The following is a 15,264-nucleotide window of genomic DNA, read 5'->3' as shown; positions in this document are numbered from 1 at the left end:
AAATGAAAACCTCTATAGTTGCCAAACTGGAAGCCCTGCAGGAGCGCCACGAAGAAGTGGAAGCGATGCTGGGCGATGCTGGCGTGATCGCCGATCAGGAGCGTTTCCGTGCGCTGTCACGCGAATATGCCCAGCTGACCGATGTGACCCGTTGCTTCCGCGACTGGCAGCAGGTGCAGGAAGATATCGAAACCGCGCAGCAGATGCTCGACGATCCTGAAATGCGCGACATGGCGCAGGAAGAGCTGCAGGCGGCGCGTGAGCAGAGTGAAGTGCTGGAGCAGCAGTTGCAGGTGCTGTTGCTGCCGAAAGATCCCGATGATGAACGCGCCTGCTTCATTGAAGTGCGCGCCGGGACCGGCGGTGATGAAGCGGCGATTTTCGCCGGTGATCTGTTCCGCATGTACAGCCGCTATGCTGAAGCGCGCCGCTGGCGGGTAGAGATCGTCAGCGCCAACGAAGGCGAACATGGCGGTTACAAAGAGGTGATCGCCAGGGTCACGGGCGACGGTGCCTATGGTCGCCTGAAGTTTGAATCGGGCGGACACCGGGTTCAGCGCGTGCCTGAAACCGAATCACAGGGCCGAATCCATACCTCCGCCTGCACCGTGGCGGTGATGCCGGAAATTCCTGAAGCGGAACTGCCGGAGATCAACGCCGGCGATCTGAAGATCGATACCTTCCGCTCATCGGGCGCCGGCGGTCAGCACGTTAACACCACCGACTCAGCCATCCGTATTACTCACCTGCCGACCGGCATTGTGGTGGAGTGTCAGGACGAACGTTCGCAGCATAAAAACAAAGCCAAAGCGCTGGCGGTGCTGGGCGCGCGTATCCACGCCGCTGAAATGGCCCGTCGTCACGCCGCTGAAGCCAGCACCCGTCGTAACCTGCTGGGCAGCGGTGACCGCTCCGACCGTATCCGCACCTACAACTTCCCGCAGGGCCGCGTCACCGACCATCGCATCAACCTGACGCTTTACCGTCTGGATGAAACCATGGAAGGCAAAATCGACAGCCTGATTGAGCCGATCGTGCAGGAATATCAGGCGGATCAGCTGGCGGCGCTGGCTGGACAGGATTGATGGAGATTCGCCACTGGCTGAAACAGGCCGTTGCGACCTTGCGCGGCGGCGAGAGTCCAAAGCGCGATGCTGAAATTCTGCTAAGTTTTGTGACCGGTAAATCGCGCAGCTGGCTGATCGCTTTTGATGACACCGTGCTGAGTGAGGAGCAGCTGAGCCAGCTTGATGCCTTGCTGAGCCGTCGCGCACGCGGTGAACCGGTGGCGCATCTGGTTGGCGAACGTGAATTCTGGTCGCTGCCGCTGCGCGTCACGGACGCCACGCTGATCCCGCGACCGGACACTGAGCTGCTGGTTGAGCAGGCGCTGGCACATCTGCCCGCGTCTCCCGCCACCATTCTTGATCTGGGTACCGGCACCGGCGCGATTGCACTGGCGCTGGCCAGCGAACGGCCTGACTGCCAGGTCACCGGGGTGGATCGTATCGCCGAAGCGGTGGAACTGGCGCGCAGTAATGCGCAGCGGCTCAACCTTACCCATGCCCGTTTCCTGCTTAGCCACTGGTTTCAGCAGCTCGCCCCGCAGCGATTTGACCTTATCGTCAGCAATCCTCCCTATATTGATGCCTGCGATCACCACCTGGAACAGGGCGACGTGCGGTTTGAGCCGCGCAGCGCGCTGGTGGCGGCTGACGCCGGTCTGGCAGATTTACGCACGCTGATAGAGCAGTCGCCTGACTGGCTGCAACCCGGCGGCTGGCTGCTGCTGGAGCATGGCTGGCAGCAGGGCGATGCGGTGCGTGAACAGATGCGCCAGCAAGGCTATCGCGCGGTAGAAACCGTCAATGATTACGGTGGCAATCCTCGTGTCACCCTGGGACAATCTTCAACCTGAAAACGGACTGACAAGGACGCACCATGTACGCCTGGTACCCTCTGATCAAAAATGTTCACCTGTTAACGGTGGCGATCACCATTTTTATGTTTGTTCTGCGTTTTTACTGGCTGCGCAGCGGGTCAGCGATGCTGTCGCGGCGCTGGGTGCGCATTCTGCCTCACGCTAACGACACCCTGTTACTGTTGACCGGTGTCTCACTGGTGATGATTACGCACTTCTATCCCTTCACTCCGCAAGGAAGCTGGCTGACTGAGAAGCTATTAGGGGTTATTATCTACATCGCCTTAGGATTTGTGGCATTGAGCCGCCGACCACGCACTGACCGTACCCGCTGGATTGCGTTTCTGGTGGCGTTAATCGCACTGGTGCTGGTCATTAAGCTGGCGCTGAGCAAAATGCCGTTGTGGGGATAGCATGACCTCTACCGAACAATTAGATTTTAGCCAGACACCGTTATGTGAAGCGGTGATTGGCGCTACGCTTGCCATCCGCGCCGATTTCCCGGCCGTGTCGGTGGAAGCACAACTTGCGGCCCTGGTGGCCGAAGCGCGTGACTATGTCAGCCACGCCGAAGATGCGGATCTGCAACTCGAAAAATTGCTGGAGCTGTTCTATCGCCAGTGGGGTTTTGGCGGCGCCAGCGGGGTATATAACCTTTCTGATGCGCTCTGGATTGACAACGTACTGAAAACCCGGCAGGGCACCGCCGTCTCGCTGGGCGTTATTCTGCTGCATATTGCGGCTGAGCTGGAGTTGCCGCTGATGCCGGTGATCTTCCCAACCCAGCTGATACTGCGTGCCGACTGGATTGATGGCGAAAAATGGCTGATCAATCCGTTCAATGGCGAAACCCTGGATACCCATACGCTGGAAGTGTGGCTCAAGGGCAACATCAGTCCGACCGCGCGGCTGTATGATGACGATCTTGATGAAGCCAAAACCGTCACCGTGATGCGTAAAATGCTCGATACGCTGAAAGCCGCCCTGATGGAAGAGAAGCAGATGGAGCTGGCGCTGAACGTCAGCCAGGTGCTGTTACGTATCGATCCGGACGATCCCTATGAAATCCGCGATCGCGGTTTGATCTATGCGCAGCTGGAATGCGAACATATCGCGCTGAATGATTTAACGTACTTCGTTGAGCAGTGTCCTGAGGACCCGGTCAGCGAAATGATCAAAGTTCAGATTCACGCAATCGAACAAAAACAGGTCACGCTGCACTAAGCGTACCCACTGAAAAGGAAAGGGCATGACACAGAAAGTCGTGAGTATTGGTGACATCAGAGTAGCAAACGATCTGCCGTTTGTGCTGTTCGGCGGGATGAACGTGCTGGAGTCGCGCGACCTGGCAATGCGCATCTGCGAACACTATGTAAAAGTGACTGACAAACTCGGCATTCCTTACGTGTTCAAAGCGTCGTTTGATAAAGCTAACCGTTCATCTATTCACTCCTATCGCGGTCCGGGCCTGGAAGAAGGCATGAAGATTTTCCAGGAGCTGAAGCAGGCTTTCGGCGTGAAAATCATCACTGACGTCCATGAAGCATCGCAGGCGCAGCCGGTGGCCGATGTGGTTGACGTTATCCAGTTGCCCGCTTTCCTGGCGCGTCAGACGGACCTGGTGGAAGCGATGGCGAAAACCGGTGCGGTAATTAACGTTAAGAAGCCGCAGTTCGTCAGCCCTGGCCAGATGGGCAACATCGTGGATAAGTTTGCTGAAGGTGGTAACGAGCAGGTGATCCTGTGCGACCGCGGCAGCAACTTCGGTTATGACAATCTGGTGGTCGACATGCTTGGCTTCAACGTGATGAAGAAAGTGACCAAAAATAGCCCGGTGATTTTCGACGTGACTCATGCGCTGCAGACCCGCGACCCGTTTGGCGCCGCGTCTGGCGGACGTCGTGCGCAGGTGGCTGAACTGGCGCGTGCCGGTATGGCGGTGGGCATTGCCGGCCTGTTCATTGAAGCACATCCGGACCCGGATCACGCCTTGTGTGATGGTCCTTCTGCGCTGCCGCTGGACAAACTGGAGCCGTTCCTGATGCAGATGAAGGCGATTGACGATCTGGTCAAGAGCTTCCCGGATCTCGATACCAGCAAGTAAGTAACGGCCGCAACGAAAAAAAGAGCGAGAAATCGCTCTTTTTTTTCGTCTGCGAAAAGGGTTGTTACAGCATGATGGTGACCAGGTAACCGGCAAACAACGCCAGGTGCGCTGCACCGTTCAGCACGTTGGTGCGGCCGGTAGAGAAGGAGAGCTGACACAGGATCAGCGACGCCATCATAATGACCATCTGTGGCGGCTCCAGGCCAAAGATCAACTCCTGGCCGGTCAGAGTGGCAATGATAGTCACCGCCGGGACGGTTAACGAGATGGTGGCCAGCACGGAACCAAAGAACAGGTTCATGGCGCGCTGCACCTGGTTCATCAGCACCGCTTTGATCGCGCCCAGGCCTTCAGGCGAGAGGATCAGCAGCGCCACCAGGAAACCGGTGAACTGTGCCGGCGCATTCATTTCGGTCAGCAAACTTTCCAGCGTATTGGCATTCATTTTGGTCACGGCGATCACCGCAATCAGATGCACAATCAGCCAGACGGTATGCCAGATGCTGCTGTGGGCCGAGGGTTTGCCGTGATGCGGATCGCCATCGTCACTCTCATCTTCATGTTCATAGATAAACAGGCTTTGGTGAGTCCGGGTCTGGATCAGCAGGAAAACGCCATACATCGCCGCTGAAATTGCCGCGATCAGCAGCGCCTGCGCGGTGGAAAAGTTGCCGCCGGGCAGGGCGTTGGGAAAGACCAGCACCAGAATCGCCAGCGGGAAGATAGCGATCAGATATTGCTTCACGCCCGCCAGATTAACGTATTGCGTTGCAAACTTATTACCGCCAAGCAGCAGGGCAAAGCCTACCAGCCCACCGGTCACGATCATGACAATCGAGTAGAGCGTGTCACGCATCAGGCCAGGCGCGGCATCGCCGGTCGCCATCAGCGCCGAGATCAGACTCACCTCAAGGATTACCACCGATAAACTCAGAATCAGCGATCCGTAAGGCTCACCCAGCCGGTGTGCCAGCACGTCTGCGTGCCGCACTACGCTGAACGCGCTGCTAAGAATGGCAATCAGGGCCAGAATGTTGATACCGACGACGATCGGGAACGAGGTTTGTGCGCCAAAAAAGTAGAGTACACCCAGCGTAACGATGGGAAATATCAGCGAGAATTCCTTGTGACGTGTTTTTTCATGTGAAGGCATTCACCATCCTCTCTGGTTAATGATCATAAGGGCAGCGGCTGCTGCTGTTAAAATATAATCAGTTTTAGGGCAGGGCGCAGTTTATCTTTTCAGCTGACTCAACGGGGAAAATTTACTGCTTTTTACTTATTCTCAATAAATGAACGTAAGCCTCTTAACCAGATATTATCATCAATATTTCATTATTAATCAGTTAACAATAAAAATCCGAAACCCATCCTTTCATCGTGATAGTCGGATAAAAAGTCTCAGATAACTGCATTTACAGTGCCGATAATCGATTTTTAATCTGAGCCTGGCATAAATCGGCATTTGTAATTTTCCGCTGCTGGGCCAGACTTAATATTACCCTGTAAAGCGAGGAGCAAACATGCCTTACGATAACCGAAACGATCTACCCGACAGCGTCAGACACGTACTGCCAGCCCATGCGCAGGATATCTATCAGCAGGCATTCAACAGCGCCTGGTCACAGTATAAAGACGCCGACGATCGTCGTGGTGATGAGTCCCGCGAAGAGGTGGCGCATAAAGTTGCCTGGTCGGCGGTAAAGAAAGAGTATGAAAAAGGGGATGATGATAAATGGCATCCTAAACGTTAACGCCGGCAGGTAGACGGATTTCAGCAAAGGGCCAGAAACATCTGGTCCTTTTTTGCCTCTGCGCTATCAGGTTTATCTGGTTTTTTTTATCCTGCGACCCACCTCACGCTTGAAACCCGTCCGGTAAATGGATTAATGTCAATTTTATGAACGAAACGCGAAGCCGTTTTGGTGATCATTACAGAGGAGCCATCTGGACAGGACGCCGTGATAGTCGAGGAGGTCGCATTGCTTACCCGGGAATTTCTTTTAAAAGCGGATTGTAAAACGTCGTTCGGTGATATCGAAGAGACGCTGCTCTGGAGTTGCGAGCAGCGCGCGGCGTCGCTGGCGGCTACGCTGGCCTGCCGTCCCGATCACAGCCCGGTTTGGATCTTTGGTTACGGCTCTCTGATGTGGAACCCGATCTTTGAAGCGGATGAGGTGGCTTCCGGCTGGCTGGAAGGCTGGCATCGCGCTTTCTGTTTGCGGCTGATTGCCGGACGCGGCACCGCCACGCATCCCGGCCGGATGCTGGCGCTGAAACAGGGCGGTCGCACCAGCGGTCTGGCGTTTCGCCTGCCGGAGGCGCGGCTGCATGAGGAGCTGGCGCTGCTGTGGAAACGCGAGATGATTACCGGCTGCTATCTGCCGACCTGGTGCGAACTGCAGCTGGATGATGGCCGCAGCGTGACGGCACTGACCTTTATTATGGACCCGCGTCACCCGCTGTATGAATCGGACTCCTGCCCGGAGGCGATCGCCCCACTGATTGCCGCTGCCAGTGGCCCGCTGGGTTCCAATGCCCAGTATCTGTTTTCGCTGGAAGAAGAGCTGACCCGACGCGGCATGGAAGAGGAGAGTCTGAGCCGGCTGGCCCATCAGGTACGGACGTTACAACAAAGCCATTGCCTGAAGCAGGCCTGACGCCGTAACCGTAACCCGTTTCCCCTGCCGCCCTCTGGCAGCAGGGGAAACGGTGAGCTGGCGGTTACGTTCCCGCCTTACCTCACCTCAGTTGGCCGGATTAATCAGCCAGGTGCCTGGCTTATCAATGGTCAGCGATTGTGTGTGGGTCACGCTGCCGTTATGCACTTCAATGCGATACTGTCCGGCCGCCAGATTCAGCGCGGCAAAGCCGCTGCTGCCCGGTTTAACTTCCACCTGCTGTCCGTTGAGCACCACGTTTTCACCGCTTTCCAGCTTGAGATAAACCGTCGCCAGCACTGCTGGCGCGTCGGTGGCCGGCGCTGCCGCTGCGGGCGCACCGGTGGCGGCAACCGGTGCATGGCTGACCGGTTCCGGTGTTGCAGCGTGACGATTCGCCAGCCAGACTGCAGCCACCACCGCCAGCAGCGCAACGGCCGCTGTGCCCAGCAATCCTGGCGACAGTCGGCGCACGGTGCGCGGCGTAACCGGCTCGGCGGCGGCGGCACCGTGATTCACCGCCATTACTACCGGGGCTGGCGTCTCGACCGGCTCCTCTTCCACGACGGCAGGACTTTCGCCCGGTATCGGGAAACTGTTAACCACGGCTTCAACATCACTGACCGGCAGATCAATCAGCGCCGCAAACGCATCGATAGTTTGCGGACGATCGCCCGGCTTCATCGCCAGCGCGCAGTCAATCGCATGCAGCAGCGGCAGCGAATACCCTTCTGGCTGACGTTCAACCAGCGGCTGATAGTTATCTTCAATGCAGCGCACCACGCTGACCGGCGGGGGATTACCGGTGATCAGGCTGTGCAGCACGGCACCGAGCGCGTAGATATCCGTCCACGGGCCCTGTTCAACCTCTCCCTCTTCGCTGTACTGCTCAATCGGGGCGAAACCGGGCTTCAGCATGATTTCGGTTTCATCGGAGAGATTGCCGATCTCTTTGCGCGCCGAGCCGAAATCCAGCAGCACCGGCAGCTGGTTTTCCTGAATCTGGATATTATCCAGCGAGATATCGCGATGCAGATAGCCCGCCTGATGAATGGTGCTGATGGCGCCCAGCAGCGGCGGCAGCAGACGACGAATCCAGGCTTCGGAAATCGACTCCGGGCTGGTGAGCTGCCACTCTTTCAGCGTCATGCCGCTGTAGTAAAGCGTGCCCATATAGGCGGTGCCGTTCTGCTCCCAGAAGCGCAATACGTGCAGCAGGCCGGGATGGTTAAAGCGGGCCAGCAGACGTGCTTCCTGGATAAAGCTGTTCAGCCCGGCGTTAAACAGTTTCTGGAAGCGCTCGCCGCGCAGTTCCAGGGTTAAATCCGCCGCACGCACCGCCAGCGAAACCGGCATGTACTCTTTGATGGCGATGGTGCGTTCCAGCTGGTGATCCCACGCGCGATAGACGATGCCGAAACCGCCGCCACCAATCACTTCCTTGATCTCAAACTCGTTAAAGCGGTATCCGTCCGGCAGGGCATTCGGAACCGTTTTCTGATTATCATTTGCCGACATAGTGAACTCTCTGAACACGGCCTGCTCGCCAGGCTGCGCGGTAATTAATTGATGTTACGCCAGGCACCAATGGCAGGATCAACCAGATCCGCGTGCAGGGTGTCGATGAGTAACACATTCACTTTTTGCTGTGGCATGAAATGCGGCGCCCATTGGCCGCGCAAAGTCTCAACCCGCGATTTCACAGCGTCAGCGTCCTGCTGCGCAGCATTCTTATCCATCTTAATCAACAAGGTTCCATTAAAGCGCCAGACATGTTGCTGGCTGTCAAACGGCAGCACCAGCCAGCTATCGGGCGCTTCGGCGCGGGTGACGATCATGCGCTGATTATTCGCCGCAATGACCTCCAGTTTGCTGTCCGGGATGGCCAGATTGGCGATCGGATAGCCCTGATAAAAGGTCACTGCCACCGGCGTCGTATGATCCGGCGTGGCCAGCGTCAGCTCACTTTTGCCCTCGACCCAGCCGTCGGGTGAGCACTGTTGCTTGCTGACATCCGGGATAAACATCGTCTGGGCATTCTCATCCCAGGCGGTGCGGAAATGGCAGCCGCTGGGCAGATCAAAATGTTGCAGCGGCGTGCTGTTGGCCGGACGTGACAGATCGAGCGGGGCGGCATTACTGGCGCTGGCGCTGGCCGTGGCGTCCGCCATCACAATCGGCCGCCAGTTCTGTAACTTGCTGGCGCTGCCGCTGGCGAGTACACCGCCCTCTTTGTCGGTCATCTGCCACGGCATAACATCCAGCAAGCCGCACTGGTTAGCCAGCAGGGTGCCGACGCGCGGTAAAAAGGTGGTCAGCACCGCCGAATCCTTACTTTTGCCAGAGACAATGCGCAGCGGCAAGGTCTCCTTGCACCAGTCGTCAGGCGCTTTGCTCACCACATTATCGATGTAGACCTCCAGCGCCAGGCTGGGCGAATAGACCACACGATAATTTTCGGCCTGGGCGTGAAAGGCGATCAGTAAGGTGGCGATGCCGGGCAACCACAGTTTCATAAGAATCCTTGGAATCAAAAACGAGGCGGCAGAAAGCGCGCCGAATCAGCCAGTGAATAGAGCAATGTCGCTTCTTCCGGCTCACCAATCCAGACCGCCAGTGCGCTGAGATTATCTTTTTTCACGTTACGGCTCACCGCCTGTTCCATCAGCGCCAGCCACTCTTCGCAGGCGTTAACCATACGCAGTGCCTGTTCCATTTCACCGGTGGTCAGGTTAAGCCAGAATCCATCGGTGCAGACCAGAAACGCGTCGCCATCTTCCAGCGCAATCTCCTGAGAAAAACTGACGGCACGCGGCGGTTCAGCGCCGAGCGCATTATAGAGTAAATTACTGTTAATGCCGGTATTTTCATAGCCCGCTTCTTTCAGTTGCTGGGCCAGACTGTGGTCCCGGGTCACCTCATGCAGCACCCCACGCCGGAAGTGGTAAACCCGGCTATCACCTGCGTGCGCCCACCATGCGCGCTGTTTCTGGCGGTCAATAAACAGCGCCGCAAGGGTGGTGCTCATGCGTGCAAATTTAGGATTCTTTCCCTGTGCCTCGTGCAGCGCAATCCGGCACTGTTCGATCGCCTGATGGGTAAACTCCGGGGTAAAGTGCTCGCAATGCTGTAGCTGGCTAATCAGGCAGTCACGCACCAGCTGCGCGGCCATCTCGCCGCCGGGGAGGCCGGCGACGCCGTCACAGACCACAAAACAGGCCCGGCGATCGTCCAGCTCGGCACCGGTGCGATCCTGATTATCATCGCGCAGACCTTGCTGGCAGCGGCTGGCAAAAACGATCTTCATGCTTCATCTACCCGCGTCTGGGAATCTTTGTACTGATTGACCTCCATGTCATAGGCATGCAGAAACGCTTCGCCAAACAGGGTATGGAAATCATCGTCAATTTCGCCGGCGGTACGCTGATAGTTGCGGGTAAAGTAATCCCACAGCGCCGCCTTTTTGAGGCTGGTGAAGGGTAGCTTAGGCAGCATGCCGTCGGCGCGGGCCTGCTCTTCCAGTCGGGCCGGATTAAACGACTGCAGCATGGCCGCAATGATGGCGCGGATACCGGCGATCATCCCCAGCTGATGCGCCTGCAGATCAACCAGCGCATCGCGTACCGCCTGCTCGGGCGGCATAAAGCCCGGCATCTGGCTCTGATACATCTGCATCAGCACGGTCTTACCGGAAGGCAGGATCTTAAAGGGGTTGTTGGCCTCGTTAAGGATCATCGTCATGTCCGCTTTCACCCCGCGCTTGAGGATGGAGCGCGACGACAGTAACGCCACCGTACCCTGCGAAAACAGGCTCAGCATCCGGCCGGTGATGCGCATCTGCTCTTCGTCGATGGGCGTCGCGTGCCCGTTGCTCAGCCCCATGCCGTCCAGCAGCGCGGCAATCAGCTTATCCTGATCCTGCGGCTGGGAGGCGAGCGCACGGCGCGGCTCGTTGGCCTGCGGTTCTATCGCCAGCCGTGCATCATTGTGGCGCTCGTGCCGCACCGGCGCGCTTTCATTCACCATCAGGCGATCCTCCACCTCATGATGTTCGTGAATGCCTAACGGATTCGCCGGGTGGTCGCTGTTACCGGCAAACAGCGCGAGAGGATCGCTCTGCTCGCGATGGCAGGCGGGATCGCGCACGTCCAGCGCATAGTCGCCGATGCGTAACGCATCGCCATGCTTCAGCAGCACCTGCATCCCGCGACCGAGCGTGATGCCGTTGTGCTCCACCGGCGTGACACTGCCCTGATTCGTCAGCCGGCATTCGCCGTCGTGCGACACATGAACCAGCGCCTGCAGACGCGAAATGGCGCGTGACTCATCTGGCAGTACCAGATCGTTGTCCTGACTGCGGCCAATGGTGCCTCCAGGCGGTTGAAACACGACGGTTTTAACCGGAACATCCGTAGTGCATTGCACAATGGTAAATTGCATGAGTTATCCCAGATTGAACGGCAAACGCAACCGGCCTTACTCAAACATCGGTGGGTAGAGGCCATTACGTCCCGGCTGTGCACCTGCCGCCGGGTTAAACAGTAACGAAAACAGTTGTGCGGTGAGGTTGCCGCTGTGCTTATGGGTCGCGTGGGCAAAACCATCACTGCGGTTACTCCACCAGTAGCTCATATGCTGCTGGGGATCGAAACGTTCAGCCACTTCACGCCAGCTCAGCGTGCAGGGCAAATCCTGAAACCCGATCACATCCATAATGTCCGAAGGCTGCCTGGCGGGCACCAGCAGCGGCGTCAGCGCCTGGATTTGCTGCTCAAGCTGCTCACCATTAAGCGGCGTCTGTACCGCACGCAGCAGCGTGGCACCCAGCTCCTGAAACCACTCTCCCGAGATAGTCAGCTGCGCCGGATGCCACTGGCTGAGCGGAAAGCTGTGCAGCGCCAGCAGCGGCCAGGCCCGTCCGACGCGGTCACAGGAGGGGAGTAAACAGCCCATCTGCACCTGTTGCCGGGTCGGGGTGATCGGCAAGACAAAATTCCATACCGGCGCGCGCAAAAAGTTCGCGGTCACCGCGTCGTCCTGCTGATGCCAGTGCAGTAATCCCTGCTGGAACCAGTGGTTCCACGGGGTGATCTGTTGCTCGCTCAGCCGATGGTGCAGAAAGTCGCCGGTAGACGGCAGCTTGCCATACCAGCCGGGGGCAGTATAAGCAGCCATATTCACCTCACCATTACTCGCTATGCAGGGTCAACCGCTGTGCAGAGCGCGAGGGCGTTACCGCCAGCACAGGGCCGGATTGCCCCGCAATTTTCAGATTTTCCGCAAGTTTCCGCATCATCAGCGCATTATCACGTGCATAGGGCGATGACTGAATCTGCTGATCCAGTAGCTGACTCAGGTGCCAGTCAAGCTGCTGAAGATCGCGGGTGCTGACCGTATCGGGCAGCGAACGCTGTAAGTTTTGCAGCAGCCAGGCACGCAGAAATTCACCATCGTAATTACGCGGTTGATAGAGCATCTGATAGGCGCGCAGGGCATTGCGGCTATACGCATTATCATCGCCTGGGTCATTACGCAGAATATTGGTGATCTGCTGGGCCACGCGCGGCAGCAGTAAAGACTTAAGCGCATTTTGATAAAGTGCCCAGGCCGCATCGCTGACCTGGGTTCCGCGATATAAGCCAATCCGCATAGTAAGCGGCGGATTATCGAGAGAAAAACGGTCTGAGAGCGGCAGTTTCACCAGGCTATTAAGAAAGGGTAGCAGATCAAAAATATTATCAGCAGGCTGATGAATCACCTGCTGGCTCTGCTCACGAATAGCCGGTACCCGCGCCTCAACCTGATCCAGATAGTGCTGGTTCTGGTAGTAACTGATGCCCCACAGGCTCGACATAATCAGCAGAGCGCCGGCCAGAACGCCATAGCCGATCCAGTGAAACAGCTGATTACGGTATTCCCAGCGTCGGTTGCTGCCAGCCAGTCCGCTCTCTTTAAAGATCAGATCGCTGAGCAAATCGCGGATAAAGAAGCTCTGTCCTTTGTTACCCGGAATCGGGCTATTGCGGTTAACGCTGTCCCATGCGGCGATCGAATGGTCACCCGCCGGGCGCAGCTGCAATTTTCGGCTCAGCTCGCCCATCACCCGGTCAAAAGGCAGGCCTTCCTGCGTACCGCTGGTGAAAAACAGGCCGCGCGGACTCCAGGCAACCGCATCCTGATGATCGGAAAAGACGATGTCGAGGTACTCATTCAGCAGCGGACGCAGCGAGGCAAACTCCTGAGGAAACAGGAAGCATTCAGCACGCTCATTGAGATCGCGCTCCTGCGTCATCTGGTCAGCCAGCTGCTGCTGTAGCTGCTGCTCCAGCCGCTGAAACTGCTGGCCGAAATGGCGATGCCAGTCACCTTTATGCGGCTTGCCGAGGTCCCAGTTAAAGGTGAAACCCCAGATAGCATCACGCTTCGCTTTGTCCACCGAGCCGAAATAACTCATAAAGCCTTTCAGCAGGTCGGTTTTGGTCACCATCACATAGACCGGGAAATGGATGCCGCTCTGCTGATGCAGTTCTGCCATGCGTTCACGCAGCGCGCTGGCCTGCGCAAAGCGCGCCTCAGCGGAGTCACTCAGCAGATCGGCGACGCTGATGGTCATGATCACACCGTTAATCGGCTGACGGGTGCGGTAACGTTTAAGCAGGTTGATAAAGCTGTGCCACTCGGCGGCGTCGCGCGCACGCTGGCTCTCCTGCAGGGCGTAGCGGCCCGCGGTATCAATCAGCACCGCACTGTCGGTAAACCACCAGTCGCAGTTCCGGGTGCCGCCCACGCCGCGAATCGCATTTTTACCCAGCGTGTCGGTCAGCGGGAAATTCAGACCGGCATTCAGCAGGGCGGTGGTTTTTCCGGCGCCCGGTGCGCCCATCACCAGATACCACGGCAGCTGATAAAGGTAGTTTGAATTGAACCGCGTCAGCAGACCGCCAGCGTGACGACGGCCAAACTGGGTCCGTTTGAGCTGCATTGCTGCATCGCTGAAGCGCTGGTTGAGCAGCTCCTCGGTGACCTGACGTTCAGCCGGATCGTCGCTGCCGGCGGCCTGCAGCTGGGTCAGTAACCGGCTGTTAAACCAGGCACGATAAAGCGAGGGGATCAGCTGGAACAGAACCCAAAGAAAATAGAGCGCAGCGACGGTGAGCTGACGCGGCAGGATCGGCTCCAGCGGGCGCGATTCGCCCCACGACCAGAGCGGCCCGAGCATCCAGACCAGACAGCTCAGCGCCGTGACGCCGATAAAACTCCATAACAATCGATGCGTCAGAAGCAGTCGAACGGAAGCGCGCATTATTGTGCTCCTTGATGATTACTGAGCGTTTCGGGCGCGGCAAACAGTGTGATTTCAACGCGGCGGTTGCGGGTTCGGTTTTCGCTGCTGTCATTCGGCAGCAGCGGGTCGCTGTCGCCGCGGCCTTCAGAGCGCACCGTATGGCCATCCGCCAGTTGGGACTGCAGCAACTGCGTGACCGCGCGGGCGCGGGCGAAAGAAAATTCGTAACTGGAGGCAAAACGGCTGTTGTCGACCGGATGATCGTCGGTAAACACCGACACCAGGATAGCGCCTTTCACATTTTTCATCGCCGTCGAGACACGAGCCAGCAGGGCGCGGCCCACCGGATTGATCACCGTGCCCTGTTCGGCGAACAGCTTATCCGCCGGGATAATCACTTTGCTGCCGAAGGCGCCGTCGCTGACTTCCAGCTGACCGGCGGCAATCACATCATTCAGACGCTGGCGCAGATCGAGCAGCGCCTGCGGTGAGGAGGGACGACGGCCAGCCGTAATCTGCGGCAATGGGGTCTGGTAGATGGCGCGCAGCAGCGGCTCGGCGGCATTACCCAGTCGCCAGTTGAGGCCGCTATAGATCAGGCAGCCAATCAGCGCCACCAGCATCGCGCAGGCCCACAGCGGCACCATCGGCCGCGCCAGCGTGCTGACCAGCGGATGCACCTCCACCAGCGGTGGCTGCGGCGTCTGACGCTGCGCGCGCGTTTCGTCAATCAGGCTTTTCAATCGCTTGCGGATGCCGTCGCACTGGGCGCGACCGTTTTCACTGCCGCGATAGCGGCCTTCATAGCCCAGCAGCAGACAGTAGTGCACCACCTCCAGCAGCCAGAGGTGCTGTTGCGGGCTTTGTGAAATGCGTGACAGCAGCTGAAAAAATTTCTCGCCGCCCCAGCTCTCATTGTGAAACGTCACCAGCATACCGTTGCCAGACCAGACGCCGCGCGTCCCCCACGGGGTTTGTGCCGCCGCTTCATCCAGCGCACTACAGACGCAGTAGCGTGCGCCGATAATCATCTCAAACGGCAAACCCGCCTGTTTACAACGCTGTTCGAACAGGCGGATCTCATCAATAAGCGACTGGCGTAAGCCCGCGGGGTCGTCATGGGTGGCTGACTGACGAATTTGCACCACCGCGTTCAGCAGTGGTGCTGCAGCCTGAAGTAATAGATTCTCATTGCCTGAGGGGATGACCTCACGCGCAGGGGATTCCACAGTCATTAATTCGTGATCTTCCAGCCAATGGCAAATCCCTGTACCCGCAGCCCAGGACGGTG

The 15,264-nt window shown here is 57.8% G+C and carries 15 protein-coding genes; 7 read left to right on the top strand and 8 right to left on the bottom strand.

The genetic code is table 11. From position 1 onward, the window contains the following. Positions 1 to 2 precede the first annotated feature (2 nt). Genes prfA through kdsA form a run of 5 tightly spaced genes read left to right on the top strand, consistent with a single transcriptional unit; the run spans position 3 to position 4,025 of the window. Entirely contained in the window at positions 3 to 1,085 is a 1,083-nt protein-coding gene (gene prfA, locus LZU96_RS11920; RefSeq protein WP_233984534.1) for a peptide chain release factor 1, read from the top strand. After that, positions 1,085 to 1,918 (top strand): peptide chain release factor N(5)-glutamine methyltransferase, encoded by an 834-nt coding sequence (prmC, locus tag LZU96_RS11915; RefSeq protein WP_233984533.1) that lies wholly within the window; start codon positions 1,085 to 1,087, stop codon positions 1,916 to 1,918. Before prfA ends, prmC begins: the two co-directional genes overlap by 1 nt. Positions 1,919 to 1,941: 23 nt before the next feature. Beyond that, entirely contained in the window at positions 1,942 to 2,334 is a 393-nt protein-coding gene (locus tag LZU96_RS11910; RefSeq protein ID WP_233984532.1) for a SirB2 family protein, read from the top strand. Between the two features lies 1 nt (position 2,335). Then, the gene (sirB1, locus tag LZU96_RS11905; RefSeq protein ID WP_094121771.1) at positions 2,336 to 3,145 is read left to right on the top strand and encodes an invasion regulator SirB1; all 810 of its coding nucleotides are present in this window, start codon (positions 2,336 to 2,338) and stop codon (positions 3,143 to 3,145) included. Positions 3,146 to 3,170: 25 nt separating this feature from the next. Continuing rightward, entirely contained in the window at positions 3,171 to 4,025 is an 855-nt protein-coding gene (kdsA, locus tag LZU96_RS11900; RefSeq protein WP_233984531.1) for a 3-deoxy-8-phosphooctulonate synthase, read from the top strand. A 64-nt stretch (positions 4,026 to 4,089) separates the two neighbouring features. Here kdsA and chaA read toward each other — a convergent pair whose 3' ends face one another. Next, on the bottom strand, positions 4,090 to 5,181 hold the full coding sequence (chaA, locus tag LZU96_RS11895; protein ID WP_233984530.1) for a sodium-potassium/proton antiporter ChaA: 1,092 nt from the start codon (positions 5,179 to 5,181) through the stop codon (positions 4,090 to 4,092). A 370-nt stretch (positions 5,182 to 5,551) separates the two neighbouring features. Between chaA and chaB the strand changes: the two genes are divergently transcribed. Next, on the top strand, positions 5,552 to 5,782 hold the full coding sequence (gene chaB, locus LZU96_RS11890; protein ID WP_233984529.1) for a putative cation transport regulator ChaB: 231 nt from the start codon (positions 5,552 to 5,554) through the stop codon (positions 5,780 to 5,782). A gap of 228 nt (positions 5,783 to 6,010) precedes the next feature. Further along, positions 6,011 to 6,688 carry a gamma-glutamylcyclotransferase gene (locus LZU96_RS11885; protein WP_233984528.1) on the top strand — a complete coding sequence of 226 codons (678 nt, stop codon included), beginning with the start codon at positions 6,011 to 6,013 and terminating at the stop codon, positions 6,686 to 6,688. Positions 6,689 to 6,775: 87 nt separating this feature from the next. On the opposite strand, the gene LZU96_RS11880 is transcribed toward LZU96_RS11885, so the two are convergent. From LZU96_RS11880 to icmH, 7 genes are read right to left on the bottom strand one after another with little or no spacing between them, the layout of a single operon-like run. Beyond that, positions 6,776 to 8,206, bottom strand: a complete 1,431-nt coding sequence (locus tag LZU96_RS11880; protein WP_233984527.1) for a serine/threonine protein kinase — start codon at positions 8,204 to 8,206, stop codon at positions 6,776 to 6,778. A 44-nt stretch (positions 8,207 to 8,250) separates the two neighbouring features. Continuing rightward, positions 8,251 to 9,204 carry a hypothetical protein gene (locus LZU96_RS11875; RefSeq protein ID WP_233984526.1) on the bottom strand — a complete coding sequence of 318 codons (954 nt, stop codon included), beginning with the start codon at positions 9,202 to 9,204 and terminating at the stop codon, positions 8,251 to 8,253. Between the two features lie 14 nt (positions 9,205 to 9,218). After that, a complete protein-coding gene (locus LZU96_RS11870; RefSeq protein ID WP_233984525.1) occupies positions 9,219 to 9,995 on the bottom strand; it encodes a PP2C family protein-serine/threonine phosphatase in 777 nt (258 codons plus the stop codon). Next, entirely contained in the window at positions 9,992 to 11,128 is a 1,137-nt protein-coding gene (gene tagH, locus LZU96_RS11865) for a type VI secretion system-associated FHA domain protein TagH (RefSeq protein WP_233984524.1), read from the bottom strand. Before tagH ends, LZU96_RS11870 begins: the two co-directional genes overlap by 4 nt. 36 nt (positions 11,129 to 11,164) lie before the next feature. Continuing rightward, complete coding sequence (gene tagF / locus LZU96_RS11860) at positions 11,165 to 11,863, bottom strand: type VI secretion system-associated protein TagF (RefSeq protein ID WP_233984523.1); 699 nt, start codon at positions 11,861 to 11,863, stop codon at positions 11,165 to 11,167. A 13-nt stretch (positions 11,864 to 11,876) separates the two neighbouring features. Continuing rightward, on the bottom strand, positions 11,877 to 13,991 hold the full coding sequence (gene tssM / locus LZU96_RS11855; protein WP_233984522.1) for a type VI secretion system membrane subunit TssM: 2,115 nt from the start codon (positions 13,989 to 13,991) through the stop codon (positions 11,877 to 11,879). Continuing rightward, positions 13,991 to 15,208 (bottom strand): type IVB secretion system protein IcmH/DotU, encoded by a 1,218-nt coding sequence (gene icmH / locus LZU96_RS11850; protein WP_233984521.1) that lies wholly within the window; start codon positions 15,206 to 15,208, stop codon positions 13,991 to 13,993. Before icmH ends, tssM begins: the two co-directional genes overlap by 1 nt. Positions 15,209 to 15,264 lie beyond the last annotated feature (56 nt).

This window comes from Pantoea agglomerans (assembly GCF_021397715.1).
Lineage (GTDB): Bacteria > Pseudomonadota > Gammaproteobacteria > Enterobacterales > Enterobacteriaceae > Pantoea > Pantoea astica.
The sequence above is the reverse complement of the archived record's forward strand: the minus strand, read 5'-3'. Positions and strand labels throughout refer to the sequence as shown.

Coding starts and splice junctions, on each gene's coding strand:
- kdsA (WP_233984531.1), top strand. CDS start 3,171: ATGACACAGAAAGTCGTGAGTATTGGTGACATCAGAGTAGCAAACGAT.
- LZU96_RS11910 (WP_233984532.1), top strand. CDS start 1,942: ATGTACGCCTGGTACCCTCTGATCAAAAATGTTCACCTGTTAACGGTG.
- chaB (WP_233984529.1), top strand. CDS start 5,552: ATGCCTTACGATAACCGAAACGATCTACCCGACAGCGTCAGACACGTA.
- sirB1 (WP_094121771.1), top strand. CDS start 2,336: ATGACCTCTACCGAACAATTAGATTTTAGCCAGACACCGTTATGTGAA.
- prfA (WP_233984534.1), top strand. CDS start 3: ATGAAAACCTCTATAGTTGCCAAACTGGAAGCCCTGCAGGAGCGCCAC.
- LZU96_RS11870 (WP_233984525.1), bottom strand. CDS start 9,995: ATGAAGATCGTTTTTGCCAGCCGCTGCCAGCAAGGTCTGCGCGATGAT.
- tagH (WP_233984524.1), bottom strand. CDS start 11,128: ATGCAATTTACCATTGTGCAATGCACTACGGATGTTCCGGTTAAAACC.
- icmH (WP_233984521.1), bottom strand. CDS start 15,208: ATGACTGTGGAATCCCCTGCGCGTGAGGTCATCCCCTCAGGCAATGAG.
- LZU96_RS11875 (WP_233984526.1), bottom strand. CDS start 9,204: ATGAAACTGTGGTTGCCCGGCATCGCCACCTTACTGATCGCCTTTCAC.
- LZU96_RS11880 (WP_233984527.1), bottom strand. CDS start 8,206: ATGTCGGCAAATGATAATCAGAAAACGGTTCCGAATGCCCTGCCGGAC.
- prmC (WP_233984533.1), top strand. CDS start 1,085: ATGGAGATTCGCCACTGGCTGAAACAGGCCGTTGCGACCTTGCGCGGC.
- tssM (WP_233984522.1), bottom strand. CDS start 13,991: ATGCGCGCTTCCGTTCGACTGCTTCTGACGCATCGATTGTTATGGAGT.
- chaA (WP_233984530.1), bottom strand. CDS start 5,181: ATGCCTTCACATGAAAAAACACGTCACAAGGAATTCTCGCTGATATTT.
- tagF (WP_233984523.1), bottom strand. CDS start 11,863: ATGGCTGCTTATACTGCCCCCGGCTGGTATGGCAAGCTGCCGTCTACC.